The organism is Alcaligenes sp. RM2 (assembly GCF_052931795.1).
The window spans coordinates 316,867-341,574 of the sequence record NZ_JBRFIO010000001.1 but is presented as its reverse complement, the minus strand read 5'-3'; the positions used below and the strand labels follow the sequence as shown (position 1 = coordinate 341,574).

The 24,708-nt window shown below is 57.0% G+C and carries 23 protein-coding genes; 6 read left to right on the top strand and 17 right to left on the bottom strand.

All coding sequences use genetic code 11. The features are described from left to right. Positions 1–260: 260 nt before the first annotated feature. The 8 genes from fabF to ACU6HM_RS01495 all read right to left on the bottom strand — a co-directional run bounded on the left by fabF (position 261) and on the right by ACU6HM_RS01495 (position 6,698). Positions 261–1,493 (bottom strand): beta-ketoacyl-ACP synthase II, encoded by a 1,233-nt coding sequence (fabF, locus tag ACU6HM_RS01530; protein ID WP_021446869.1) that lies wholly within the window; start codon positions 1,491–1,493, stop codon positions 261–263. A gap of 140 nt (positions 1,494–1,633) precedes the next feature. After that, positions 1,634–1,873, bottom strand: a complete 240-nt coding sequence (gene acpP / locus ACU6HM_RS01525) for an acyl carrier protein (protein ID WP_003800961.1) — start codon at positions 1,871–1,873, stop codon at positions 1,634–1,636. 184 nt (positions 1,874–2,057) lie between these two features. Further along, a complete protein-coding gene (fabG, locus tag ACU6HM_RS01520) occupies positions 2,058–2,801 on the bottom strand; it encodes a 3-oxoacyl-ACP reductase FabG (protein WP_021446870.1) in 744 nt (247 codons plus the stop codon). Then, positions 2,802–3,740: an ACP S-malonyltransferase gene (fabD, locus tag ACU6HM_RS01515; RefSeq protein WP_446763273.1), complete on the bottom strand. Its 939-nt coding sequence runs from the start codon at positions 3,738–3,740 to the stop codon at positions 2,802–2,804. A gap of 46 nt (positions 3,741–3,786) precedes the next feature. Then, positions 3,787–4,764 carry a beta-ketoacyl-ACP synthase III gene (locus ACU6HM_RS01510; RefSeq protein WP_009456588.1) on the bottom strand — a complete coding sequence of 326 codons (978 nt, stop codon included), beginning with the start codon at positions 4,762–4,764 and terminating at the stop codon, positions 3,787–3,789. A 25-nt stretch (positions 4,765–4,789) separates the two neighbouring features. Beyond that, entirely contained in the window at positions 4,790–5,878 is a 1,089-nt protein-coding gene (gene plsX / locus ACU6HM_RS01505) for a phosphate acyltransferase PlsX (protein WP_009456590.1), read from the bottom strand. 41 nt (positions 5,879–5,919) lie between these two features. Next, positions 5,920–6,102 carry a 50S ribosomal protein L32 gene (gene rpmF, locus ACU6HM_RS01500; RefSeq protein ID WP_003800968.1) on the bottom strand — a complete coding sequence of 61 codons (183 nt, stop codon included), beginning with the start codon at positions 6,100–6,102 and terminating at the stop codon, positions 5,920–5,922. A 74-nt stretch (positions 6,103–6,176) separates the two neighbouring features. Then, on the bottom strand, positions 6,177–6,698 hold the full coding sequence (locus tag ACU6HM_RS01495) for a YceD family protein (protein WP_009456592.1): 522 nt from the start codon (positions 6,696–6,698) through the stop codon (positions 6,177–6,179). 340 nt (positions 6,699–7,038) lie between these two features. Here ACU6HM_RS01495 and ACU6HM_RS01490 point away from each other — a divergent pair, with 340 nt between their 5' ends. Genes ACU6HM_RS01490 through ACU6HM_RS01480 form a run of 3 tightly spaced genes read left to right on the top strand, consistent with a single transcriptional unit; the run spans position 7,039 to position 9,139 of the window. After that, entirely contained in the window at positions 7,039–7,593 is a 555-nt protein-coding gene (locus ACU6HM_RS01490) for a Maf family protein (protein ID WP_254002104.1), read from the top strand. 12 nt (positions 7,594–7,605) lie between these two features. Next, positions 7,606–8,328 carry an SAM-dependent methyltransferase gene (locus ACU6HM_RS01485; RefSeq protein ID WP_137431422.1) on the top strand — a complete coding sequence of 241 codons (723 nt, stop codon included), beginning with the start codon at positions 7,606–7,608 and terminating at the stop codon, positions 8,326–8,328. Position 8,329: 1 nt separating this feature from the next. Then, complete coding sequence (locus ACU6HM_RS01480; protein WP_446763272.1) at positions 8,330–9,139, top strand: N-acetylmuramoyl-L-alanine amidase; 810 nt, start codon at positions 8,330–8,332, stop codon at positions 9,137–9,139. Positions 9,140–9,181: 42 nt separating this feature from the next. On the opposite strand, the gene ACU6HM_RS01475 is transcribed toward ACU6HM_RS01480, so the two are convergent. Genes ACU6HM_RS01475 through ACU6HM_RS01460 form a run of 4 tightly spaced genes read right to left on the bottom strand, consistent with a single transcriptional unit; the run spans position 9,182 to position 12,416 of the window. Beyond that, a complete protein-coding gene (locus tag ACU6HM_RS01475) occupies positions 9,182–9,790 on the bottom strand; it encodes a sulfite oxidase heme-binding subunit YedZ (RefSeq protein ID WP_009456603.1) in 609 nt (202 codons plus the stop codon). Further along, positions 9,790–10,743: a protein-methionine-sulfoxide reductase catalytic subunit MsrP gene (gene msrP / locus ACU6HM_RS01470; RefSeq protein WP_254498973.1), complete on the bottom strand. Its 954-nt coding sequence runs from the start codon at positions 10,741–10,743 to the stop codon at positions 9,790–9,792. The genes ACU6HM_RS01475 and msrP overlap by 1 nt, the downstream gene beginning before the upstream one ends. Before the next feature lie 54 nt (positions 10,744–10,797). Next, positions 10,798–11,451 carry an HAD family hydrolase gene (locus tag ACU6HM_RS01465; RefSeq protein WP_009456607.1) on the bottom strand — a complete coding sequence of 218 codons (654 nt, stop codon included), beginning with the start codon at positions 11,449–11,451 and terminating at the stop codon, positions 10,798–10,800. 2 nt (positions 11,452–11,453) lie between these two features. Beyond that, the gene (locus tag ACU6HM_RS01460) at positions 11,454–12,416 is read right to left on the bottom strand and encodes an RluA family pseudouridine synthase (protein WP_446763271.1); all 963 of its coding nucleotides are present in this window, start codon (positions 12,414–12,416) and stop codon (positions 11,454–11,456) included. A gap of 488 nt (positions 12,417–12,904) precedes the next feature. Here ACU6HM_RS01460 and ACU6HM_RS01455 point away from each other — a divergent pair, with 488 nt between their 5' ends. Further along, a complete protein-coding gene (locus ACU6HM_RS01455) occupies positions 12,905–16,246 on the top strand; it encodes an Rne/Rng family ribonuclease (RefSeq protein ID WP_446763270.1) in 3,342 nt (1,113 codons plus the stop codon). A 493-nt stretch (positions 16,247–16,739) separates the two neighbouring features. On the opposite strand, the gene accD is transcribed toward ACU6HM_RS01455, so the two are convergent. The 4 genes from accD to ACU6HM_RS01435 all read right to left on the bottom strand — a co-directional run bounded on the left by accD (position 16,740) and on the right by ACU6HM_RS01435 (position 22,155). After that, positions 16,740–17,618 carry an acetyl-CoA carboxylase, carboxyltransferase subunit beta gene (accD, locus tag ACU6HM_RS01450; protein WP_026483112.1) on the bottom strand — a complete coding sequence of 293 codons (879 nt, stop codon included), beginning with the start codon at positions 17,616–17,618 and terminating at the stop codon, positions 16,740–16,742. A 117-nt stretch (positions 17,619–17,735) separates the two neighbouring features. Further along, positions 17,736–18,569, bottom strand: a complete 834-nt coding sequence (gene trpA, locus ACU6HM_RS01445) for a tryptophan synthase subunit alpha (protein ID WP_009456611.1) — start codon at positions 18,567–18,569, stop codon at positions 17,736–17,738. A gap of 16 nt (positions 18,570–18,585) precedes the next feature. Beyond that, positions 18,586–19,785 (bottom strand): tryptophan synthase subunit beta, encoded by a 1,200-nt coding sequence (gene trpB, locus ACU6HM_RS01440; protein ID WP_009456612.1) that lies wholly within the window; start codon positions 19,783–19,785, stop codon positions 18,586–18,588. Positions 19,786–19,860: 75 nt separating this feature from the next. Then, complete coding sequence (locus ACU6HM_RS01435; protein ID WP_031232614.1) at positions 19,861–22,155, bottom strand: RelA/SpoT family protein; 2,295 nt, start codon at positions 22,153–22,155, stop codon at positions 19,861–19,863. 83 nt (positions 22,156–22,238) lie between these two features. Between ACU6HM_RS01435 and ACU6HM_RS01430 the strand changes: the two genes are divergently transcribed. Further along, positions 22,239–22,757, top strand: coding sequence for a flavodoxin family protein (locus tag ACU6HM_RS01430; RefSeq protein WP_250755920.1), 519 nt, complete (start codon positions 22,239–22,241; stop codon positions 22,755–22,757). A gap of 180 nt (positions 22,758–22,937) precedes the next feature. On the opposite strand, the gene pncB is transcribed toward ACU6HM_RS01430, so the two are convergent. Further along, on the bottom strand, positions 22,938–24,113 hold the full coding sequence (gene pncB / locus ACU6HM_RS01425; protein ID WP_035272486.1) for a nicotinate phosphoribosyltransferase: 1,176 nt from the start codon (positions 24,111–24,113) through the stop codon (positions 22,938–22,940). A gap of 240 nt (positions 24,114–24,353) precedes the next feature. Here pncB and fdxA point away from each other — a divergent pair, with 240 nt between their 5' ends. Continuing rightward, on the top strand, positions 24,354–24,677 hold the full coding sequence (fdxA, locus tag ACU6HM_RS01420) for a ferredoxin FdxA (protein WP_009456619.1): 324 nt from the start codon (positions 24,354–24,356) through the stop codon (positions 24,675–24,677). Positions 24,678–24,708: the final 31 nt, after the last annotated feature.

The window sequence follows — 24,708 nt, the reverse complement described above, 5'->3', positions numbered from 1 at the left end:
CCCCCTCGCACTTCAAGGAGTATAGCCCTGCACGATACGCTAGTGTAGCGCGCTCATCCCATGCCCCACGACTGCGAGCATACAAAAAATAAGCCCACAAAGCACCTGCCAATATTGCCAGGGCCCAGGGCCATTGCCAGCTAGACATTGTCCAGGCCAGGGCTGCTGCAAGCAAGGCACAGACAAAAGCGCCCAGTCGGCGCACCGGAGCCGGAGCTCCGATCGACCAGGACTGGGCGTTACGAGTGGGGCAGTCCAGCTTAGCGAAGACGACGAACCACCATCGAACCGTTAGTGCCGCCAAACCCGAAGGAGTTGGACAGAGCGACATCAATCTTCATGTCACGCGCCTGGTTGGCGCAGTAATCCAGGTCGCAGGCAGGGTCCTGGTTGAAGATGTTGATGGTTGGGGGCGAGATCTGGTTATACACCGCCAAGGTGGTGAACACCGCTTCAATACCACCGGCCGCACCCAGCAGGTGACCCGTCATGGACTTGGTGGAGTTGACCACCAGCTTGTAAGCGTGATCGCCAAAAGCCAGTTTCAATGCTTCGGACTCGTTCACATCGCCCAATGGCGTGGAAGTACCGTGTGCGTTGACGTACTGAACTTCGTCAGCGTTGATGCCACCGTTACGCAAGGCATTCATCACGCCACGACGCGGACCGTCACGGTCGGGCGAAGTGATATGGTGAGCGTCAGAGCTCATGCCGTAGCCGGAGAACTCGCCGTAAATGCGTGCGCCACGTTTTTTGGCGTGTTCGTACTCTTCCAGCACCAGCACACCAGCGCCCTCACCCAGCACAAAGCCGTCGCGGTCCATATCCCAGGGACGCGATGCCGTTTCAGGATCGTCGTTACGGGTGGACAGAGCACGCATGGCAGCAAAACCGCCAATACCCAGCGGGGACACGGTGGACTCGGCACCGCCGGCAATCATCACATCGGCGTCGCCATACTCGATCAAGCGAGCAGCGTCACCAATGGAGTGCAGGCCGGTTGTACATGCCGACACAACAGCGTAGCTAGGACCTTTCAGGCCCAGGCCGATGGACAGCTGTCCCGACACCAGGTTGACCAGGGAGCCAGGCACAAAGAACGGGGAAATCCGACGTGGGCCCCGTTCCAGATAATCTTTTTGGGTTTCTTCAATGCGGGGCAAACCACCAATCCCCGAACCTACGATAACGCCGACACGCTCAGCATTGATGCTGTTGATGTCCAGGCCGCAGTCCTTCCAGGCTTGCATACCTGCCACCACGCCGTAATGGATAAAGGTATCCATCTGCTTGGCTTCTTTGGACGAAATGTATGGTGTTAAATCAAAATCCTTGACCTCACCCGCTATCTGGGCTGTTAGGGCCGAAGGATCGAAACGGGTAATACGCCCGATGCCCGAACGCCCATTGACGATGTTATCCCACGCGGTAGGAATATCGTTGCCGACCGGGGAAACAATACCCAGCCCGGTAATCACGACACGTCGTTTCACGGATGACTCCTAAACACAAAAAAAGCGGTTTAAAGGGAATAACTGCGTCTTGCAAGCTAAAGCCGCCGGGCACAGGCTACTCTCTGGAAACCGCTCTGGAGCGAGGGCGTGCACAATGCCGCCCACCCTCTTAATTGAACTTACTGCTTGCTGTGAGAATTGATGTAGTCCACAGCTTGCTGGACCGTCGTGATTTTCTCAGCTTCTTCGTCTGGTATTTCGGTTTCGAATTCGTCTTCGAGCGCCATCACGAGCTCGACCATGTCGAGCGAGTCGGCACCGAGGTCGTCGAGAAAAGAAGATTCGTTTTTGATCTCGGCTTCGTTAACGCCAAGTTGTTCAGCGACGATCTTCTTGACGCGCTGTTCGATGCTTTCCATGCAGATTCTCCAAGTTGGGAAAAATTCCCGCAAATTATAGCCAATCCATACTGCTAAGAGGGATAAGCTATGACAAAAAACGGCGTTCTTGTATGAGGCCCAACGTTATTCTTACAACGCCGGCTCAAGCAATAGGCCCCAAATAATCCCGCAATTTTACCTCAGCCGGGCGCGATGCCAAGCCTTACATGTGCATACCACCATTCACATGGATGGTGCTGCCCGTAATATATTGCGCTTGCGACCCGGCCAGGAAGGCTACCGCATTAGCGATATCTTCAGCAGCACCCAGTCGTCCCAGGGGGATTTGCGACAAAATTGCCGCCGACTGCTCAGGGGTCAGAGAGCGTGTCATGTCCGTATCAATAAAGCCCGGAGCGACACAATTAACTGTAATGTTACGGCTACCGAGCTCGCGCGCCAAGGCACGGCTCATGCCGGCGACACCGGCTTTGGCAGCTGCGTAGTTGGCTTGACCGGGGTTACCGCTCTCGCCCACCACCGAAGTGATGCTGATGATACGGCCCCAGCGGGCTTTCATCATGGGGCGGATAACGGCACGCGACAGGCGGAACACGGCACTTAGATTGGTCTGGATAACGGCATCCCAGTCTTCATCTTTCAAGCGCATGGCCAGATTGTCACGCGTAATACCGGCATTATTAACCAGAATGTGCGGGCCACCGTCTTCTTTGCTCAAAGCCGAAATCAGCGCTTCGCAAGCAGCCGGGTCGTCCACGTTCAAAACATGGCCGTAGCTGCCATTCTGATCCAGCACAGCGGAAATCGCCTGTGCGCCGGACTCGGAAGTAGCGGTACCAACCACCTTGGCACCACGTGCCATCAACTCTTTAGCAATCGCCTGACCGATACCGCGCGATGCGCCGGTTACCAGGGCAGTCTTGCCGCTTAGATCCAATTCTTGCATTTATGCTCCCTCCAGGGCTTCCAAAGTGGCCTGCAAGGACGCAGGGTCGCTGATCGACAAGGCGACCAGATCACGGTCAATACGCTTGACCAGACCCGTCAGCACTTTGCCTGGACCACACTCGACCACGTGGGTGACTCCCTGGGCCTTCATGGCCTGGATGGTCTCAACCCAGCGCACGGGATGCCAGGCCTGACGGACCAGCGCATCTTTAATCTGTTCGGGGTCGGTAGGCGCGGCTACGTCCACGTTATTGATCACGGAAATAGCAGGAGTTTGCACTTGAACCGAGGCCAGAGCCTGGGCCAGCACAGCAGCTGCCGGTTCCAACAGACTGGAGTGGAAAGGAGCCGATACAGGCAGCACCAAGGCACGCTTGGCACCGGCTTCTTTAGCCAGCGCACATGCACGATCTACCGCTTCCACATTCCCGGCTATCACAACCTGAGCAGGCGCATTGTAGTTAACAGCCTGAACAATCTGCTGTCCCTCAGAGGCACGAGCACACACATCGCGCACTTGATCGTCATCCAGACCCAGCACGGCAGCCATGGTACCGACACCCACAGGTACGGCAGCTTGCATGGCATCGGCACGGATGCGAACCAGCGGAACTGCTTGTTCCAGGCTCAGAGCACCGGCAGCAGTCAGGGCCGAGTATTCACCCAGGCTATGACCGGCCATCACGGCAGGAGCGGGGCCACCGGCCTGAATCCAGGCCTGATACATGGCCACGGCGCTAGCCAGCATGACAGGTTGAGTATTGGTAGTCAGGTTCAGAGCCTCGGCAGGCCCTTGTGCCATCAACTGAGCCAGGTCCTGGCCCAGCGACTGGCTGGCTTGTGCAATGGCTTGCTGTACGACAGCAGACTCGACCCAGGCATCGAGCATGCCTACGGACTGCGAGCCTTGTCCTGGAAAGACAAACGCAATTTTCATGGTAGAAAAACCCAAAGAGATGAGGCGGTAATCCGGATCGCGCTACTTAGCAGCGGACCAGCACCGAACCCCAGGTAAAGCCGCCACCCACGCCTTGCAACAGCGCCAGATCACCGGCACGGATACGACCATCCCGGCGAGCGGCATTCAGGGCCAATGGCACACTGGCTGCCGAGGTGTTGGCATGTTGATCAACCGTGATAACCACCTTCTCGGAGGGGATACCCAGCTTACGACCTAGAAAATTGATGATACGAACGTTGGCCTGGTGCGGCACCAGCCAATCGATATCGGCCAGAGAGACGCCAGCCTGTTCGCAGACTTGATTGGCCGAAGCGGCCAGAGAAGTGACAGCCAGCTTGAACACAGCCTGACCATCCATACGCAGGAAGGGATCGCCCACTACCTGACCGTGCGAGACATTGCCTGCCGCGCACAAAATACCCATTTGACTGCCATCTGCATTGAGCTGGGCAGCCAGAACACCGGGTTCATCGCTGGCTTGCAGAACCACAGCGCCCGCACCGTCGCCAAACAGGACGCAGGTAGAGCGGTCGTTCCAGTCCAGGATGCTGGAGAACACTTCGGCACCGATGACCAGCGCATTGCGCGCACGGCCGGCCTTGATCATGGCGTCGGCAGTCGTCAGTGCATAGACAAAGCCGCTGCACACCGCTTGTACGTCGTACGCGGCAGCGCCCTTGTTGCCCAATTCGGCCTGCACCAGACACGCGGTGCTGGGGAAAACGTAATCGGGAGTGGAAGTAGCCACCACAATCAGGTCCAGATCCTGGGCAGCAATGCCCGCATCTTCCAGCGCCTGACGCGCGGCCTGGGTTGCCAAGTGGCTGGTACGGACACCGGGATCGGCAAGATGACGCTGGTGAATACCGGTACGCTCGACAATCCACTGATCGGAGGTTTCGATACCCTTTTGAGCCAGCTCCACCGCTAGATCATCGTTAGACACAATCCGAGGAGGCAGGTAGCCGCCTGTACCGATAATCTTGGCAAATATCGTCATTTTATGTTCCCGATCAAGCCCGTTCTTATGAGGACGAGGGCTCTGAAGTATGGCGTGTATCTGGTTCGCCGCTTTGCTCTTCATGCAAGTTCACACTTTGCATGATGCGTTCGACTGCCTGGCTGGTACCGCTGAGCAGACCATTGAGCACCGCACCGCGGGCCCGTTGCAAAGCATAACCGAAAGCGTAGGCATCGGCAGAACCATGACTCTTGATAACAATACCGCGTAAACCCAAAAGGGCCGCACCGTTATGACGGCGATTATCCACCCTGTCGCGGAAACGATTCAAGACAGGACGAGCCAGCAAAGCGGACACTTTGCTCAAGGGGTCACGGGTAAATTCGTCGCGCAGCATACTGCCGACCATCTTGGCCAGCCCTTCAATGGATTTAAGGACCACATTGCCCACGAAACCGTCGCACACGACCACGTTGACGGTACCTTTGCAGATATCGTCGCCTTCTACGTTGCCGTAAAAATTCAGTCCGCTGGAGCGCAGCAATTCAGCCGCCTTCTTGACGACCTCGTTGCCCTTGATGACCTCTTCACCAATATTGAGCAAGCCCACGGTGGGACGCTCATGACGATCCACGATACTGGCCAGCGCAGAACCCATGATGGCGAACTGCAACAGGTGTTCTGCGGAACAATCCACATTGGCACCCAGGTCCAGCATGATCGTGGCCCCGCCCTTTTGATTAGGGATGGACGTGGCAATGGCTGGGCGATCAATCCCATCCAGAGTTTTGAGTACGTAGCGCGAAATTGCCATCCATGCGCCGGTATTGCCCGCAGAAATGCAGGCATCAGCTATCCCGTCCTTGACGGACTGGGCAGCCACTCGCATGGAGGAGTCTTTTTTGCGGCGCAGGGCCACCTCGACCGAATCGGCCATGGTGACAACTTCGGATGCGGGAAGAATGTCGTACCAGGAGGTATCGACATTACCTTGCGCACGCAATGTTTGCTCGATGGCCTGAGGCTCGCCAACCAATAAGCAGTGCACATCCGGATAGCGCTTGGCAAAAAGCAGCGCTGCAGGGACAGTGACGGATAAACCGATATCGCCGCCCATGCAATCGATGGCAATACGTATTTTTTTGTTAGACATCAAGCATGCAACCTATGTTGCTTGCAACGACAAAGAGACTATTACTCGTCGTTCTTTGTTTTCAGCACTTTACGGCCACGGTAGATGCCGTTAGGGCTGATGTGGTGACGCAGGTGCAGTTCGCCAGTCGTAGGCTCGATAGCCGTCGAAGGACCAGTAAGCGCGTCGTGCGAACGACGCATGTTACGCCGGGACGGGCTCTTTTTATTCTGCTGAACAGCCATGATGACTCCTGTAGATGGACAACCCCGAATAAATGGGTGCAGCCCGAAAAAATTAACGAATTAGTAACAAACAATCAAGACTTCTTGAGCGAGCCCAATACGGCAAACGGGGACGGCCGCTCAAAGGCGGACTCATCCAGGTCGTCAGACTTGGCTTCCATGGACAGCGACTGCGCATCGGGACAAACCTCATGGCGCGGCACATAAGGCACGCTAAGAATCAGCTCGTCCTCGACCAGTCCCAGGACATCCAACTGGCCTTCACACAAGATGCGATCAGGACCTTCCGTATCGTCATCATCCAGCTCAAGTTCGTCCTCGGTTGCCACAATCTGTACTTCGTTGGAAATATCGATGGGCCACTCAAAAGGCTTCACACAGCGCTGGCATTCCAAAATGACACTACCTTTGGCCTGCACATGCACAAAACGACGCCGGGCAGAATCTTCCCGACCCGACACACTCCAGTCAATGCGCAAATCGCCTTGATCGGGCAAATCGGATACCAGACGAGACAAATCTTCCACCAGCACCTGGCCCGACATTTCCTGAGGGGCACGGGCTAGATTCAAGGTGTCGATATACTGTGTCGTCATAAGTATGCTTAGGGCATCAAACCACGGTTTTACCAGGATCTGGAACCGCTTGTTTGTTCTGCTTTATTTGTCGCTTTCGCTTGTTTGCTGCTTGCTTGTTTCACTGCCTTGGTATCGCTTGGGGGCTCTACCACTTTTTCTTGTACTGCTTTTTTTCCTGCCCCTCGGTATTGAAGCATGTAAAGCGCAGTCGGCAAACCGCCAAGCTAGCCCACAACCATTTCAATAACGAAGAAAACATTAGATAATACCGTGCTAAGCACAAGGCAGTCAAACCAAAGCACAGCTAAAACACACTATGCGTCTCATCCTTGCATCAAGCTCAGTCTATCGCCGCGCTATGTTAGCGCGTTTGGGCTTGCCTTTCACCTGTCAGTCTCCTGACATTGATGAAACCCCACTTCCCGCAGAGGCTCCCGCCCAGCTCAGCCTGCGTCTGGCGCGTGAAAAAGCGGCCCGTATCAGCCAGCTGAACCCAGGCGCCCTCGTGATCGGCTCCGATCAGGTCGCCACATCGGGCCAGGATGTTATTGGCAAGCCTGGCGACCATGCCGGTGCGCAGAAACAACTGCGTCGCCTGAGCGGTCAAGACATCGATTTCCATAGCGCTTTATGCGTGACGGATGGCCAGGAATTTCTGTGCAGCGATATTGTTACCAATTGTCGTTTTCGCGCATTGAGTGATGAAGAAATCGAGCACTATTTGCTGCAGGAAAAACCGTATGACACCGCTGGCAGCGCCAAGGCCGAAAGCCTGGGTATTGCCCTGATGGAGTCCATGCGCTCGGACGACCCAACCGCTATCATTGGCCTGCCGCTGATCGAGCTGTGCACCATGCTGCGTCACTTTGGCTTGAACCCCTTGCGCCCCACCCTTTTGCCCCCTTCCGTTTAGGACTGATACGCCATGCCCCAAGCCGCCCCTTTGCACCTGATCCCCGTAGGCTTAAGCGAGAGCCCGATCAGCGGCTGGCTACCCGCCGACGTCAAGGCTTTGACGCGCGAACTGACCGTCTTTATTGCCGAGAACGCCAAAACCGCCCGCGCCTTCCTGAAACTGGTTGAGCCCGTGGTACCTCTGCAAGAAATCACCATTCACACGCTGGACAAGCGCGGCAATAAACCCGGCGAAATGCGTGAGTGGTTGAAAACAGCCCTGCAAGGTCAAGCCATTGGTCTGGTATCGGAAGCTGGCTGCCCCGCCGTCGCCGACCCCGGTGCGCTGGTGGTTGCCATGGCCCACGAAATGAAGATCCCCGTGCGCCCTCACGTTGGCCCCTCTTCCATTTTGCTGAGCCTGATGGCCAGCGGCCTGGACGGTCAGCAGTTTGTATTCCACGGCTATGCGCCTGTAGATGGGGCCGCTCGCGCCAAGCAGCTCAAGCAATGGGAAAGCCAGTCCCAAGCTCTGAAACAAACCCAGATCCTGATCGAAACACCTTATCGCAACCAGGCCATGTACAGCACCTTGCTGCAGTCCCTCAAGCCCACAACACGCTTGTGCCTGGCTCGTGACCTGACAGGTACACGTGAATTGGTCCAGACTGCCACCATTGAACAATGGCGCGAGCGCCAGCCGCCTGCCCTGGACAAAACCCCCTGCATTTTCCTGTTTCTGGCTGGTCGTTAAGATGAAATCCCTGTCTTTTCTTGCACCCGCCTTGAAGCGCAGCGTTCAGATTGGCGTACTCAGCCTGACGGCCTTATTGGCGGCCTGTGGCAGTAGCGGTCCCTTCAAACTTGATGACAGCTATAGCGCTCAGGGCCAGAACAGCCGAGTGCGTTATCTGGTCATGCACTACACCGCTGGCGACCACGCCACCTCCTTGAAGGTGCTGACGCAGCGTGATGTCAGCGCCCATTACTTGGTCAGTGACGAGCGCCGTCCCACTGTCTACCGTCTGGTTCCAGAGGAACGCCGCGCCTGGCATGCAGGTCTGGGCTCCTGGTACGGTTTCACAGACCTGAACACCGGCTCTATCGGCATCGAAATCGTTAATATGGGCCGCTTGGCAGATGGTCGCTGGGCTCCGTATACGTCCGGGCAGATTGAAGCAATCAAAGCACTGTTGAAAGACCTGGCTCAGCGTCATGGCGTGTCTGCCCGCAATATTATTGGCCACAGCGATGTTGCCCCACAACGCAAGCTGGACCCCGGCCCTCATTTCCCCTGGAAGGAACTGGCCCAAGCAGGCATAGGCCGCTGGTACAAGGAATCACAGGCCCGAGCACTGCAGGCGCAGTACGCCACGCGTCCCCTGCCCTCTGCCGCTCAAACCCAGGCCCTGCTGCGCAAAGCAGGCTACGAAACGCCTGACAGCGGCGTGTTTGACAAGGCCACACAAAACGTGATCGCCGCCTTCCAGATGCACTACCGCCCAGCCCGCTACGACGGCACTTTGGATGCCGAAACAGCCGCCATTCTGCAAAGTCTGGATTGATAAAAAAACAGGTAATGGGCTTATGCTCATTACCTGTTTTGCTTAGTGCACTGTCTTATTCAATACGGGCCAGCGGCGCAAAACCAGCAAGCCCACTAGAACCAAACCATAGACATAAACTTCCACCACGTCATTTTTACCAGTACGAATCAGGTAAAAGTGCAGGATGGAAAGGACCGCCGCCAAATACACGGTTTGATGCAAGCGGCTCCAGCCACGACCCAAACGTTTCTGCCAGCCATGCGTGGAGGTCAGGGTCAGGGCCAATAAAATCAGCACAGCCACTACCCCGATCGCAATCAAGGGCCGCTGCACCACGTCCTGCCACATGGACAGCCAGTCGCCCGAGCGATCCCACCAGGCCCAGGCCAGGGTATGCAAAGCTGCATAAAAAAAACTGAACAAGCCCAACATGCGGCGCCAACGCACCAAGGCGGGCTGAGCCAGCAAACGCCTTACAGGACTTAAAGCCAGGGTCAGCAGCAAGAGCACCAAGGCCCAAACCCCACTGGATCGGGTCAAAAATTCAGCTGGATTGGCACTTAGGCCATTGTTGAAACCCAACCATACCCAGCGCCCCAAGGGAAACAAGCCCAGCAAGAATACCAAGGGCTTGAGCCTATCCAACTGCGCAGCCTTCCAGGTACTCATCAGTAATAACGCCTTAAGTCCATATCGGCATAAAGACCTGCCACGTCTTCGGCATAGCCATTAAAAGGCAAAGTCGGCTTTTTGGTGGCGAAGAATCCCGAACCGATGACACGTTCAGTGGCCTGGCTCCAGCGGGGATGCGGCACTTCCGGGTTCACATTGGCGTAAAAGCCATACTCATGCGGAGCCACCTTCATCCAGCTGGACTCGGGCATGGTGTCCGTCAAGGTGATGCGCACCAAAGACTTGGCCGATTTGAACCCATACTTCCACGGCACGATCAGCCGCACCGGCGCTCCATTCTGAACAGGCAGGCTTTTTCCGTACAGACCAGTAGCCAGCAGAGTCAAAGGATGCATGGCCTCGTCCAACCGTAGCGCCTCCACATAGGGCCAGGCCAAGATACGAGAGCGTAGACCCGGCATGGTTTCCGGGTCCGCCGCTGTTTCAAACCGAACAAAGCGGGCCGAACCCTGGGGCGACGCCTGCTTTAGCAAGGCCGACAAGGAATAGCCCACCCAGGGCACCACCATGGACCAGGCTTCAACACAACGCAGACGATAAATACGCTCTTCCAAAGGGGCCAGCTTCAATATCCGGTCCATATCCAAGGTAAGCGGCTTGTTCACCAAACCGTCAATCTGCAAAGTCCAGGGTTCAGTCTTGAATTTCCCCGAATGGCGGGCAGGATCTTCCTTGCCCGTGCCAAATTCGTAGAAATTATTGTAGGAGGTGACATCGGACTCGCTGGTGGGCATATCGTCCAGTTTCCAGCGCTGGGAAGGCGTGAACGACAAGTCCTGCCCTACCGGGACCGCCTGAGCCCGACCCGGCAAGCTGGCCGCCAGGGCCAAGGCGCCGGGAGCCTGCAAAAGCAGGCGGCGGCGCGCCCGCCAGACCGACTCGTCGGTAATTTCAGAGGGACGTATGGGCTGCGAACGTGATTTGAACATCTCCATCTCCTGAACCTGTCTGGCAAGATGGTCGTCAAACCGGCTTGCCGCCTATTAAATCCGTGCCAATACCCAATCGCGCATTTGCGCCACATTATCAACCATGACCGTGGGCTCAGCCTTGGCCAGGGTTTGAGGATCATGCGCGCCGTAAGTGACAGCCACGCTATCCATGCCCGCATTGGCCGCCATATGAATATCGTGCACGGTATCGCCCACCATCAAGACCTGCTCGGGCTCCAACATCAATTCGGCCAGCAATTGATGCAGCATTTCCGGGTCCGGCTTGCTGCGGGTTTCATCTGCACAACGGGTAGCATCAAAAAAAGTGCTGAGATTGACCTGCTGCAGCACTCTATCCAAACCTTGACGACTTTTACCCGTTGCCACTCCTAAGGCAATCTGGCGGCCCCGAAGTTCACCCATGAAAGGCAAAATTCCGTCAAACAGCTTGATATGCGGGTCGCGCTGCATAAAGTGATGCCGATAGCGCTCCAGAAACAGCGGCATCTGCTCGGCAGTCAAATCCGGCACAGCGCGATACAAGGCGCTTTCCAGCGACAAACCAATAACCCAGCTGGCTTGCTGAATCGAGGGCACAGGCAATTGCAGATCCGCACTGGCCAACTGAATAGAACTGGCAATTGAGTACGTCGAATCCATAACTGTGCCGTCCCAATCAAACAGAACGGCGGCGTAACGCGTCATAACTACTTCTCCAAACGCTCAAGAACGGCCTGACAGGCAGCCGGCAAGGCGGCCTCCAGAACCAGAGGCTGTCCGGTGACAGGATGATTGAACTCCAGGCGTCCCGAATGCAGGAACATGCGCTTGAAGCCCTGGCGGGCGAATTGATCGCGAATGGCGTCGTCGCCATACTTGTCGTCGCCCACAATCGGAAAGCCCGAATGGGCCAAATGAACCCGGATCTGGTGGGTGCGGCCGGTTTTCAGCTCCGCCTGTACCAAAGTAAAGCGACCAAAACGGCGCTGCATGGTGATGATGGTATGCGCAGGCTTGCCAGTCGGGTCAACCTTGACGCGCCGCTCCCCACTTTCGGTCAGCCAGCGCAGCAAGGGGAAACGGATATGCTGGCGATCGTTCACCCAATCGCCCTGCACCAGCGCCCAATAAAACTTGCGTGCACGGATTTCGCGGAACATATCGTGCAAACCAACCAGGGCAGCACGACGCTTGGCGATAATCAGCAAGCCGGAGGTATCCCGGTCCAGACGGTGGGCCAGCTCCAGAAAGGGCTCCTGAGGAAGGGCAGCACGCAACTGCTCGATGACACCAAAAGACACACCACTGCCACCATGCACGGCAACACCAGCAGGCTTGTCGATGACCATCAGGTGCTCGTCCTCGAACACCACCGGGAAAACGGCAGCAGGAACATGACGCGGCTGCTCGGGCTCGGGCAGGCGCAGCGGCGGAATGCGCACCATATCGCCGTCCTGCAAACGATAGTCACTGCTGATACGGCCTTTATTCACACGCACCTGACCGCCACGGATCGCTTTGTAAATGTGGCTTTTTGGCACCCCTTTACATTCACGTAACAAAAAATTATCTATACGCTGACCTGCCCGCGTTTCATCAATGCGTAATATTCGCACTTGAGGGGCTGATCTTTGTGATTCATGAGGTTTGCACATAACAAAAAGGGGCATATAATCGCTTCAGCCTATGGAAGCTGAGACTGGGTCCAGCGTAGAGATGCAAAGGGTGCGTCTCCGTTGGATGACCAAGGACTGATAATTGTATCCTTGAGTTCCAGCTTCCGGGTCATAAGGTCGCCGGGGTGAGTCCGAAATAGCGAAAGTCGTGTGGCAAGAAGGCCCGCTTTCCAAGAGATGTTTTCCTCCCGCGTGCGGCGCTGAATTCCTGCACAGATTGTCCCGCTCTTTTGCACCAGCCGCATGATTTATGCGGCTGCCGTTCCCCCAGCAATTTTATATTCGTCAAACACACACCGTGACTCTGACCCCCCTGCTGATTGAACTTCGCGCTTTGGCGCGACTCGTGCCTCCCAGACTATAAGCCGGTAGGCCGATTTTGCCTGCCTGCACCAAACTGATGCAGCTATAGCGCTACACACCTGTGACCCGCGGTCGTGCGCCGATATTTCGGTGCTCCATGACAACGGAGATCCACACTCATGAAACGCATGTTGTTCAATGCGACGCATCAAGAAGAACTACGCGTCGCCATTGTCGACGGTCAAAAACTGATTGACCTCGACATCGAAACAGCCGGGCGCGAACAGCGCAAAGGCAATATCTACAAAGGGGTCATCACCCGCATCGAACCCGGCCTGGAAGCCTGCTTCGTCAGCTACGGTGAAGAGCGTCACGGCTTTCTGCCATTCAAGGAAGTAGCTCGCAGCTACTTCAAAGAAGGGGTTGATGTACGCAGCGCCCGCATCCAGGATGCCCTGGTTGAAGGCCAGGAACTGATCATCCAGGTTGAAAAAGAAGAGCGTGGCAACAAGGGCGCTGCCCTGACCACCTTCATTTCCCTGGCAGGCCGCTATCTGGTTCTGATGCCCAACAACCCCCGTGGGGGTGGCGTATCGCGCCGCGTTGAAGGCGAAGACCGCCAGGAACTGCGCGAAGCCATGGACCAGCTGGACATCCCGCAGGGCATGAGCATCATCGCCCGCACCGCAGGTATCGGCCGCAGCGTCGAAGAGCTGCAGTGGGACCTGAACTACCTGATGCAGCTGTGGACCGCCATTGACGGCGCTGCCCGCGACAATGCAGCTCCTATCCTGATTTATCTGGAATCCAGCCTGGTTATCCGGGCCATCCGCGATTACTTCTCGCCCGATATTGGCGAAATCCTGATCGACACGGACGAGATTCACGAGCAGGCCGCCGCTTTCATGAGCGTGGTCATGCCCGACAATCTGCATCGCGTAAAGATGTACCGCGATGACATCCCGCTGTTCTCGCGCTTTCAGATCGAACACCAGATCGAAACCGCCTACTCGCGTACCGTGCAATTGCCTTCGGGCGGTGCTGTCGTTATCGACCACACCGAGGCCCTGGTTGCCATTGACGTGAACTCGGCCCGCTCCACACGTGGTGCCGACATTGAAGAAACCGCCCTGCGCACCAACCAGGAAGCCGCCGACGAAGTGGCCCGCCAGTTGCGTTTGCGTGACTTGGGTGGCCTGATTGTTATCGACTTTATCGATATGGAAGACAGCAAGAACCAGCGTGCTGTCGAACAACGCCTGCGTGATGCCCTGCACCTGGACCGTGCTCGCGTCCAGATGGGCAAGATCTCGCGCTTTGGTCTGATGGAACTGTCCCGTCAGCGCCTGCGCCCTGCCCTGAACGAAGGCTCCCACATCACTTGCCCACGATGCACCGGCACTGGCGTCATTCGTGATGCCGAATCCAGCGCCCTGCACGTACTGCGTCTGCTGCAAGAAGAAGCCATGAAAGAAGGCACGGCCGCCCTGCACGCTCAGGTGCCGGTGGATGTGGCTACCTTCCTGCTGAACGAAAAACGCGCTGACATCACCAAGATCGAATCGCGCCTGAACATTGCCCTGATCCTGATTCCGAACAAGAATCTGGAAACCCCACACCACATCATCGAGCGCCTGCGCCACGACGACCCCCGTCTGGACGAACTGCGCAGCAGCTACGAGCTGGTCCAGCAGCCTGAGCAGCAAGACAGCTTGGTGCCGCATCGCAGCCACGAAATCAAGCCTCGTCCAGAAGCCCTGGTCAAGAGCACCACACCGGCCCAGCCAGCTCCCATGAGCAAGCCTGCTGCCGCCGCAGCCGCCAGCGCCGCTACTAGCGACAACAAGCCCGGCCTGCTCAAGCGCCTGCTGAACTGGTTGTCCGGCGCACCTGCCGAACCCGTGGCCGAGACCACCAAATCCGAAGGCAGCAAATCCTCCTCTGGCCGCCGCCAAGGTCGTCCCGGCCAATCCAATAGTGGCCGTGGCCAAGGTGGTCGTGGCCGTCGCCAGTCCAACCGCCCGGAAGCGGCTCAGGAAGAAAAAGCCAGCACGGAAAGCACCGGCGGTAATACCCGTGGTCGCCGCCGCAACGCCTCAGCAGGTAACGAATCTGCTCTGGAAACTCCACAAAGCGCCAACACGACGCCCGCCACTGCCGACGAAGGCAGCAGCAACAGCCGCAACCCACGCAACCGCCGTGGCCGTGGCCGTCAACGCCGTGAAGAAGGCAGCGCAGAAAACGTCGAGCTGAACAAAGACGTCGCCAGCACAGAAGCCCAGCCCGAACAGGCTGCTGCCGCAGTGGCCAGCGTGGCCGCAGTTGCTGCCGTGGCCGCCACCAAGCAAGAAGCGCAAAACCGCGCTGAACAGCTGGCCGAGGCCGACAGCGCTGATACCAGCGACAACTCGGATGCCGAAACCGACGAGAACAGCGAAAACGGCGCTCTGGACCCAGAGCGCAAACGTCGCCGTCGTCGTAGCCGTCGTGGTCGTCGCAACACCGACGCCAACGCCGTAGCCGAGAACGAAGAGAACAACGAAGAAGGCAATACCAGCGCCTACGTTGCTCACGAAACACCTAGCTTCAACCCCGCTGCCCTGGATGCCCAGGAACAAGCTGCCGCCCAAACCGCAGCAGCCGAGCCTGAACAGCCACAAGCAGCCGTAGAGGCACCTGCAGCCCAAGAAGCCGCTCCTGTCGCCGTAGAGGCCTCTGAAGAAGCTCCTGCCGCTGCTCAAGCCGCACAACAAGCTGAAGAAGTCGCTACGACCCCGGTAAACGCTGTTGAAACCGCTCCAGCCCAGGAAGAAATAGCCACTCCAGCCGTTCAGGCCGAAGTTGCTCCAGAAGCTCCAGCCGCAGAAGAAACCGTTGCTCCTGTGCAAGCAGAAGCTGCCGCCGAACCTGCCAAAGCAGAAGTGACCGAAGCTCAAGCTGAAGCTGTAGAAACAGCCGCAGCGCCCGCAGAAACGCAAGCCGCAGCAGAAACCCCAGCCGTTGAAGTCGCTCCAGTGGAAACTGCAGCCTTAGAAACCGCTACTGCCCAGGAAGAAGTTGCTGCTCCAGCCGCTCAGGCCGAGGTAGCGCCAGAAGCTCCTGCCGCTGAAGAAGCTGTTGCTCCTGCGCAAGCAGAAGTTGCTGCCGAACCAGCCAAAGCAGAAGCCACCGAAGCTCAAGCTGAAGCCGTGGAGACAACTGCTACTCCCGCAGAAGCACAACCTGCAGTTGAAGCCCCGGCCGTTGAAGCCACTCCAGTGGAAACCACAGCCGTAGAGACTCGCGTTGAGACTCAAACGACTGCAGCTGCAAAAGCCCCTGCTGCCGAACAAGCACAGAAGCCCACAGCCGCCCCTCTGGAAGCCGTACTGAACGCAGCGGGCATCGAACTAGTGGAAACCGTTCGCTCGGCAACACAGGACGACTACCAGCCCGCACCAGTGCGCCTGGGTCGCCCACGCAAGCAACGTGCTGCAGAAACCGAGAACAACGAGCCGCTGCAACAGGTCGAAACGCAGTAAACAGCAAGACTAAAAACGCCGCCCTTTGGGGCGGCGTTTTTTTTCCTCTCGTATCCATAAAGAGCAGCCATCTAGGCTCCGTCTCCCTCTTCTTGAGCCCTCTGCGATATTCCTTTTTTCTTGGTGTGGGGAGTACGGCCCTGGGGCGAGTCAGGGACTTGGCCGCGGGCCATTGAACAATCCAGGGTGCAAGCCCAGTGCTGTTCGAGCCAGACGCTTGTACTTGGTCCGGGGGACCAAGTACCTGGCGAGTTCACTGGGCGCCTGGATTGTTCAATAGCCAAGGGTACCCGTGCGCAGCACGGGCCAGGGCCCCGCCCCAGGGTCGTACTCCCCACACCAAGAAAACCAAGCCAATCTCGCCCTGAAGCTTCAACTCACAAGCCAACGCCTCAATACCAAAAACCGCTTTGCAAAAAAACAAAAACACGGCAGCCCAAAAAAAACGCCACCTAAACCCAGGTGGCGTTCTTCTTTAGCAATTCCTTGGCAATCAAGAATGCCGCGACACAGCCTCAGCCGGCTGACGAGTCAGCAAAGCCAGCAACTCGGCCAGCTCACGCTGCAGCTCGCGACGATCAACCACCATATCGATAGCGCCTTTCTCCAGCAAGAACTCGGCACGCTGGAAGCCTTCGGGCAGCTTCTCGCGCACAGTCTGCTCAATCACGCGAGGACCGGCAAAACCGATCAAGGCATTAGGCTCGGCAATCACCACATCGCCCATAAAAGCAAAACTGGCCGACACACCACCCATGGTGGGGTCAGTCAAAATGCTGATAAACGGCAAACCCGCCTCGGACAATTCAGCCAAAATAGCCGTCGTCTTGGCCATCTGCATCAGAGAGAACAAGCTCTCCTGCATACGCGCACCACCCGAAGCGGCCACGCAAATAAAAGGACTACGGTTGGCAATAGCCGCCTGCACACCACGTGTGAAACGCTCGCCTACCACGGAACCCATGGAACCGGCCATGTATTCAAACTCGAAGCAGGCCACCACGGCAGGCACAGACAGAATCGTGCCGCTCATGACCACCATGGCTTCAGTTTCGCCCGTCTGCTTGGCCGCCTCGGAAACACGCTCGGTGTACTTGCGCGAATCGCGGAACTTCAAGGGGTCCATAGGACGGGTGTTGGAACCAATCTCGGTCTGGCCTTCAGGGTCCAGCAAGGACTTGATCCGGGCACGAGCACCAATGCGCATGTGATGGCTGCATTTGGGGCAGACATTCAAAGTGGCCTGGAGATCTTCCTTGTAGAGCACAGACTCACACGACGGACATTTCACCCACAGCCCTTCGGGAACGCGACGGCTGCTTTCGGGGTTACGGTTAATTCGCGGCGGGAGTATTTTCTCGATCCAGCTCATTGTTAGATCCTGTTTTCGCCTGGCCGGCACCCGGCCCACCAAGCTCTTTATTCTGAAAAAAAGCGCCTGCTCCTAAAGAACAGGCAGATGATTCTATACGCGGAATAGGTATTTAGGCTAATTATCCAGTGCCTGACGTATCTGCGCGAGCCATTGGCTAGCTGCTGCAACCGCAGCTGCATCCATATCCTTTTGCTCTTTGCCAGCGTTCTCCTGCACAGCCTGCTCCATGGTCTGGATCAGCTTGGAGCCAATGACAACTGCATCCGCGCTACGGGAAATGGCTTTGGCGCTTTGCGCGTCCCGAATCCCGAAACCCACTCCGACCGGAATTTTGACGTGCTGACGAATACGCTGCAAGTGGTGTTCCACATCAGCCACATCAATCTGGGCCGAACCGGTCACACCTTTCAGGGACACATAATACACATAGCCCTGCGCCAAAGCGGCTACCTTGGCAATGCGCTCGTCCGTGGACGTGGGCGAGAGCAGGAAAATGGTATCCACGCCTTGCTCGGTCAGCAAACGGGTGAAATCCTCGGACTCCTCAGGTGGGTAGTCCACCGTGAGCACACCGTCCACACCCGCCTTGCCCGCCATGACGGCAAATTCAGCCTGACCGATACGCTCAATAGGATTGGCGTAACCCATCAGAACAACCGGCGTTTCCTCGTCGATCAAGCGAAACTGCTGCACAATCTCCAGCACTTTACGCAAGCCCACACCACGGCTGATGGCACGTTCAGCCGCTTGCTGAATCACCGGGCCATCGGCAGTGGGATCAGAAAACGGTACACCCAATTCAATGACATCTGCCCCGGCCTGACGCAAGGCATGCATCAAGGCCACGGTAGCGGGCACCGAAGGGTCTCCGGCCGTAATATAAGGCACCAGGGCACAGCGCCCGTTCAAACCTTCAAACGTCTTTTTCAGACGCACATTACTCGACATATCCGTTCCCGATTGCTTACAGAGTCAAGCCGCCGTACTCGGCGACCGTGTGCATGTCCTTATCACCGCGACCGGACAAACTGACCAGGATGATTTTATCCTTGGGCAAAGTCGGGGCAATGCGAGCCGCATGCGCCAGCGCGTGCGAGGACTCCAGCGCGGGCATGATGCCCTCGATGCGGCAGCAATCGTGAAACGCTTTCAGGGCGTCTTCATCGGTGCAGGTGGCGTATTGCGCACGGCCACAATCTTTCAGCCAGGCGTGCTCGGGACCCACACCGGGGTAATCCAGGCCAGCGGACACCGAGTGCGTAGGCATGACGTTACCGTCATCGTCCTGCAGCACATAGGTACGGTTACCGTGCAGCACACCCACCATGCCCTTGTTCAGGGAAGCCGAGTGCTCCAGCGTATCCAGACCGCGGCCAGCCGCTTCCACTCCGATCAGCTCCACATCCTTGTGCTCGATGTAGGGGTAGAAAATGCCCATGGCATTGGAACCACCGCCCACCGACGCCAAAACGTAGTCCGGCTGACGACCGGCGTCCTGAGGCATTTGCTCCACGCACTCGTCACCGATCACGCATTGGAAGTCGCGCACCATCATCGGGTAAGGATGAGGACCAGCCACCGTGCCAATAATGTAGAAGGTATTGCTGATATTGGTGACCCAGTCGCGCATGGCTTCGTTCAGCGCGTCTTTCAGCGTGCGCGAACCGGATTCCACAGGAACGACCGTCGCACCCAGCAACTTCATGCGGTACACATTGGAAGCCTGACGGCGTACGTCTTCGCTACCCATGTAGACCACACACTCCAGACCATAGCGGGCGGCGACCGTAGCCGTTGCCACGCCGTGCTGGCCTGCACCGGTTTCAGCAATAATGCGTGGCTTGCCCATGCGGCGAGCCAGCAGAATCTGACCGATACAGTTGTTGATCTTGTGTGCGCCAGTGTGATTGAGATCTTCGCGTTTGAACCAGATCTGAGCTCCACCTAGTTGCTCCGACCATCGACGGGCATGGTACACGGGGCTGGGACGACCGACAAAATGCTTGAGTTCGTAGTGAAACTCACGCAGAAACTCAGGATCGTTCCGATACTGTTCGTAGGCTGCTTTCAACTCGTCCAGGGCGTGGACCAGCGTTTCAGCGACAAACGAACCACCAAACTGACCAAAATGTCCATCCGGGTCGGGCAAGGTATAGGTTTTCAAAGCTCGCTCTCTTGATTGACAAGAACAATCGCGGGCACAACGCCCGCGAGGTTTAGGTTTACCGATTTTAGCAGTTCAGGACGAGTAGCGGCGGGCGCTGACGCCCGATAACTCGTTCAAGGCCGCTAAAGCCTTTTGAATTTGCTCGCCATCACGCACTTCAATAGTAAATATCATGCGCGTCAACGAGCGGCGACTCAAGGTGTTGATACCCGTTACGTTCAAACGCAGGCGGGCAAACACTTCCGAGAGATCACGCAAGAGGCTGGGATGCTCCTGAGCCTCAATGGCCAGATCCACGGGATACTGAGTATCCCCCGTATCGCCCCAATCGACGCTAATAGCCCTTTCAGGTTGTCGATCAGCCAGTTCCTGGTAGGACTTGCAGTCGGCACGGTGTATGGACACTCCCCGGCCACGAGTCACAAAACCAGCAATCAGATCAGGGGGTGCGGGACGGCAGCAACGGGCCAGCTGCGTCATTAGCGAATCTACACCCACTACCAGCACGCCGCTTTTCCCGGTCTTGGAAACACTTTCCCGGGCCGCATCAAACACACGCTGTACGGGTTCTTCCTCCTGCACATCCTCACGGAACAAGGCATCCACCTGGCGCAGGCTGAACTCATCCTTGGCCACGGCAACATACAGGTCATCCGCCTTGGCAAAGCCCAGCTGTTGCGCCATCTGCTCCAGATTCACGGCCGTACGACCCAGTCGTTGTAACTCTTTTTCGACCATGCTCTGGCCTTGAGAGATGCGCTGCTGCAACTCAATCGCGTTGAACCAGGCGCGCACCTTGGAGCGCGAGCGTGGGCTGGCCAGAAAGCCCAACTGCACGTTCAGCCAGTCACGCGATGGACCGCCGGATTTGGCCGCCACAATCTCTACCGTCTGACCAGTCGACAAGCGCGTGGACAAAGGCACCATCTGTCCATCAACCCGCGCACCCCGGCAACGGTGGCCCAGATCGGTATGCAGGTAGTAGGCAAAGTCCACCGGCGTCGCCCCCACAGGCAGCTCGATAACCCGAGCCTGCGGCGTCAGCACATAAATATGTTCGTCTTCCTGAGCCTTCAAAGGCCTGGCAACAGCCGGTTTCTTGCTGGCAACGGGCTCCACTACCTTTTCGGAAGCCGAATCTTTGCTGCTGTCTGCTTGCGGGGCAGGCTCGGTAGCGTTCGAGGTGGACGCCTCCCTGTCCCAGGCCAGCAATTGACGCATCCAGGCGATCTTTCTATCGTCCTCACCATCGGCCACCTGCTGTCCGCCCTGGGCTCCAGCTTCCTTGTAGCGCCAGTGGGCAGCCATCCCGTATTCCGCGAACTGGTGCATGTCGCGTGTGCGGATCTGGATTTCATAGCAGCGCCCCTGTGCATCCGCAATAACGGTATGCAGGGAACGGTAGCCATTGGGCTTGGGCCGGGAGATGTAATCGTCAAACTCCTCGGGCACCGGCGTCCACAGCGAATGCACCACCGCCAGGGTGTGGTAGCAGCTGCGCTCGTCATCAACAATGACACGCAAGGCGCGCAGATCAAACAGCTGATCGAAATCCAGATGCTTGTTGCGCATCTTGTTCCAGATACTGAAGATATGCTTGGGCCGGCCTGAAACCTCAGCCACGATATGCTCGCGTTTCAAGGCTGCCAGCAGTTGGTCGCGGACCTGACTGATCAGGGTTTCGCGCTCTACGCGCTTGTCTTCCAGCTTACTGGCAATATTCTTGTAGACCTCGGGATTCAGAAAGCGAAAGGCCAGATCTTCCATTTCCCACTTGATCTGCCAAATCCCCAAACGATTCGCCAAGGGCGTATAAAGCTCCAGCGTTTCACGCGCAAACTCGACCGGGCAGACGGTCTTGGACTGCCGATACCAGCGCAAGGACTGCAGGCGCGACGCCAGGCGCATCATCACAATGCGCAAGTCAGCGGCCATCGCCAGCAGCATCTTGCGCTTCATTTCCTTTTGATCGCCCCCGCCTGTCTGCTCCTTGGCCTGGCCTGTCAGCGAACCCAGACGGTACAAGGCTCGCGAGCCACGTACCAACGTCATGACTTCGGCACCAAAGGCTTTCTGAACCGGGTCCTGCTTGACCTCCGGCCCAGGAGCAGGAGTGACGGCCAGCAAGGCGCTGGCACGGGTTTGAGCGTCCACACCCAAGCCAGCCAAAATAAGCGCGACCTGAGCGCAATGGCTGTCCAAGGGTTCGCCGGTACTTCCGGCCAGATCCAGCAAAATAGGCCCCGCCCAGTCGGCAGCCGCCTGCAATAGCGTACGCCCTGCTTCATCCAGTCCGTGGCTGGCTTGCGCGAACCATTGAGGATTGAAGGCCGACTCGGCCATAGGGGGAGAAGCGGTGTGATTCATGTGGATTACGTCGATGTGGCCACTCAGCGCTGAAGTGGCTCTCTATACTGTAGACGCTAGTCTATCACCGCGAGTAAGAGCTTATGAGTCTGAACACATGCCGCCAGCTTCTGTTGATTTGGCACTCCCGTACCGGCGCCGCCCGTCAACTGGCCGAACAGGCCGAGGAAGGCGCGCTGCAGGTCCTCAAAGAACTGGGCGAGACAGAGCAGGTCTGTATCAAACGCTTGCATTGTGATCAGGTGCAAGCACAGGATTTGCGCGATTCCCACGCCTATTTGTTCTGCGCGCCCGAGAATCTGGGCAGTCTGAGCGGTGCCATGAAAGAGTGTCTGGACCGGAACTACTACGAGGTGCTGGATCAACTCAACGGGCGTCCTTATTCCGCCCTGATCAGTGCGGGTAGCGACGGGCAAAGTGCACAACGGCAACTGGAACGGATTTGTACGGGCTGGCGGCTGGAGCTGGCCGCCCCCATCCGTATCTTCAATTTTCACGCCCAGACGCCAGAAGCCATTCTGGCTCCCAAGACCTTGAGCGAAGAGCAAATTGCCCAAGCTCGGGAAGCCGGTGGGCATCTGGCAGCACTGCTGTGTCTATGAAAAAGCCCTTTGCGTGTGCAAAAGGCTTTGATTCAAACTTTTAGTGCTATAGCTTTATCGCTTTAAAACGATGCCACCCGCCTGAAATCACGAGCATCACTGACCACGATGCCCTTAGCTCCCCTACCCAAGCAGCATTTGCCTCAAGCAGCAAGGACCTCAAGAAGGGAAGCCCAAGCTCTAAGCCGGAGGCAGCTGAAAAACCTGCCGCAAGTAAGCCAGATACGCCGGATCATCACACATGGTCTTTTCAGGCGCATCCGAGACTTTCGCCACGGGCTGGCCATTGCAACGCACCATCTTCATGACAATCTGCAAGGGCTCATGGCCCAGGTCATTGGTCAGGTTGGTGCCTATCCCGAAAGACACCTTGCAGCGACCTGCAAAACGCAGGGCCAGCTCAATGGCTTTGGGTATGGTCAAACCGTCAGAAAACACCAAGGTCTTGGTACGTGGATCGGTACGGTTGGCCTGATAGTGCGCCAGCAGGCGCTCGCCCCAAATGAATGGGTCACCCGAGTCATGGCGAGCACCGTCAAACAGCTTGCAGAAGTACATGTCAAAGTCGCGCAGGAAGGCATCCATGCCGTAGACATCCGACAAGGCAATACCCAAGTCACCGCGATACTCTTTGGCCCACACTTCCAGAGCAAAAATCTGCGAGTCACGCAAACGGGGGCCCAGAGCCTGACAAGCCTGCAAGTATTCGTGGCCCATGGTGCCCAGCGGCGTCACCCCATACTTCATGGCCAACCAGACGTTGCTGGTGCCCGCAAAGTGCGGCTTCATCTGCTCGATCATGGTAGTGACCACTTCTTCGTGCCACTGCTTGGAGAAGCGGCGGCGCGTACCGTAGTCAGCCACACGAAAGTCGCTCAGGGCCGGATCATCCACCACCAGCCGCATCTTGGACTGCAGACGCTCGCGCCCTTCTGCCCATGGCGGCTGCGGACATTCGTTGCGAAAGTAAACCTCGTTCACAATGGCCAGCACCGGGATCTCGAACAGGATCGTGTGCAGCCAGGGCCCCTGAACCGAAATTTCGATCTCGCCGGGCACATCACCGGCCTGCACCTGAATGCAGCGCTCGGGCAGGTGGAACAGGCCCAGAAAATCGACGAAGTCGCTTTTGATAAAGCGCAGGCTACGCAAATAATCCAGCTCGGCGTCTGAAAAACGCAACTGGCACAGTGCGTGAATTTCCGCCCGAATCTCGTCCAGGTACTGGCTCAAATTAATATTGGGAGTACGGCACTTATAGCGATACTCCACGTGCGCAGCCGGGAAATGATGCAAAACAACCTGCATCATGGAAAACTTGTACAGGTCCGTATCAAGTAAAGAGGTAATGATCATCACAAACCTACCGATTTTGATTGCGCAACCATAGCACGGGCGCCAGTTCTTGCGTACAGCTATCTAGCAGGTGAGCTATTGCGCCATCTCAATAAGCAAGAAGCTGAATATTCGTTAAAATCGAAAGATTCGATTTAAATCCCATTTTTATCGTTCAGGCCCTGTGCGTTGTCGCGCACCCCATCCACGGCCCTTTGCCGTGACTGACCGCCTTAGCGATACCGCAGGAGTGTTACTGAAATGACCCACGTCGTCACCGAAAACTGTATCAAGTGCAAATTCACCGATTGTGTGGATGTGTGCCCCGTCGACTGTTTTCGTGAAGGCCCGAACTTTCTGGTGATTGACCCGGACGAGTGCATTGACTGCGCCGTCTGTATTCCCGAATGCCCGGCCAATGCCATTTTTGCTGAAGAAGATGTGCCGCAGGATCAAGTTCCCTTCATCGAACTGAACGCAGAACTGACGCCTATTTTTGCCAGCATCAACCGCTCCAAGAAACCGCTGGAAGATGCGGACGACTGGAACGGTGTGGAGAACAAACTACAGTATCTGGAGCGCTAAGCCCTTCGCTCGCTCTATAGAAGTCCGACCC

Bases quoted from the DNA above. Each gene is read 5' to 3' on its own strand.
- ACU6HM_RS01485 (WP_137431422.1), top strand. From the start codon at position 7,606: ATGCCCCAAGCCGCCCCTTTGCACCTGATCCCCGTAGGCTTAAGCGAG.
- ACU6HM_RS01490 (WP_254002104.1), top strand. From the start codon at position 7,039: ATGTTAGCGCGTTTGGGCTTGCCTTTCACCTGTCAGTCTCCTGACATT.
- pncB (WP_035272486.1), bottom strand. From the start codon at position 24,113: ATGATCATTACCTCTTTACTTGATACGGACCTGTACAAGTTTTCCATG.
- ACU6HM_RS01495 (WP_009456592.1), bottom strand. From the start codon at position 6,698: ATGACGACACAGTATATCGACACCTTGAATCTAGCCCGTGCCCCTCAG.
- fdxA (WP_009456619.1), top strand. From the start codon at position 24,354: ATGACCCACGTCGTCACCGAAAACTGTATCAAGTGCAAATTCACCGAT.
- acpP (WP_003800961.1), bottom strand. From the start codon at position 1,873: ATGGAAAGCATCGAACAGCGCGTCAAGAAGATCGTCGCTGAACAACTT.
- ACU6HM_RS01460 (WP_446763271.1), bottom strand. From the start codon at position 12,416: ATGCCCCTTTTTGTTATGTGCAAACCTCATGAATCACAAAGATCAGCC.
- fabD (WP_446763273.1), bottom strand. From the start codon at position 3,740: ATGAAAATTGCGTTTGTCTTTCCAGGACAAGGCTCGCAGTCCGTAGGC.
- rpmF (WP_003800968.1), bottom strand. From the start codon at position 6,102: ATGGCTGTTCAGCAGAATAAAAAGAGCCCGTCCCGGCGTAACATGCGT.
- accD (WP_026483112.1), bottom strand. From the start codon at position 17,618: ATGAGCTGGATCGAGAAAATACTCCCGCCGCGAATTAACCGTAACCCC.
- ACU6HM_RS01430 (WP_250755920.1), top strand. From the start codon at position 22,239: ATGAGTCTGAACACATGCCGCCAGCTTCTGTTGATTTGGCACTCCCGT.
- plsX (WP_009456590.1), bottom strand. From the start codon at position 5,878: ATGTCTAACAAAAAAATACGTATTGCCATCGATTGCATGGGCGGCGAT.
- ACU6HM_RS01435 (WP_031232614.1), bottom strand. From the start codon at position 22,155: ATGAATCACACCGCTTCTCCCCCTATGGCCGAGTCGGCCTTCAATCCT.
- fabG (WP_021446870.1), bottom strand. From the start codon at position 2,801: ATGCAAGAATTGGATCTAAGCGGCAAGACTGCCCTGGTAACCGGCGCA.
- ACU6HM_RS01510 (WP_009456588.1), bottom strand. From the start codon at position 4,764: ATGACGATATTTGCCAAGATTATCGGTACAGGCGGCTACCTGCCTCCT.
- ACU6HM_RS01480 (WP_446763272.1), top strand. From the start codon at position 8,330: ATGAAATCCCTGTCTTTTCTTGCACCCGCCTTGAAGCGCAGCGTTCAG.
- ACU6HM_RS01475 (WP_009456603.1), bottom strand. From the start codon at position 9,790: ATGAGTACCTGGAAGGCTGCGCAGTTGGATAGGCTCAAGCCCTTGGTA.
- ACU6HM_RS01455 (WP_446763270.1), top strand. From the start codon at position 12,905: ATGAAACGCATGTTGTTCAATGCGACGCATCAAGAAGAACTACGCGTC.
- ACU6HM_RS01465 (WP_009456607.1), bottom strand. From the start codon at position 11,451: ATGACGCGTTACGCCGCCGTTCTGTTTGATTGGGACGGCACAGTTATG.
- trpA (WP_009456611.1), bottom strand. From the start codon at position 18,569: ATGTCGAGTAATGTGCGTCTGAAAAAGACGTTTGAAGGTTTGAACGGG.
- msrP (WP_254498973.1), bottom strand. From the start codon at position 10,743: ATGTTCAAATCACGTTCGCAGCCCATACGTCCCTCTGAAATTACCGAC.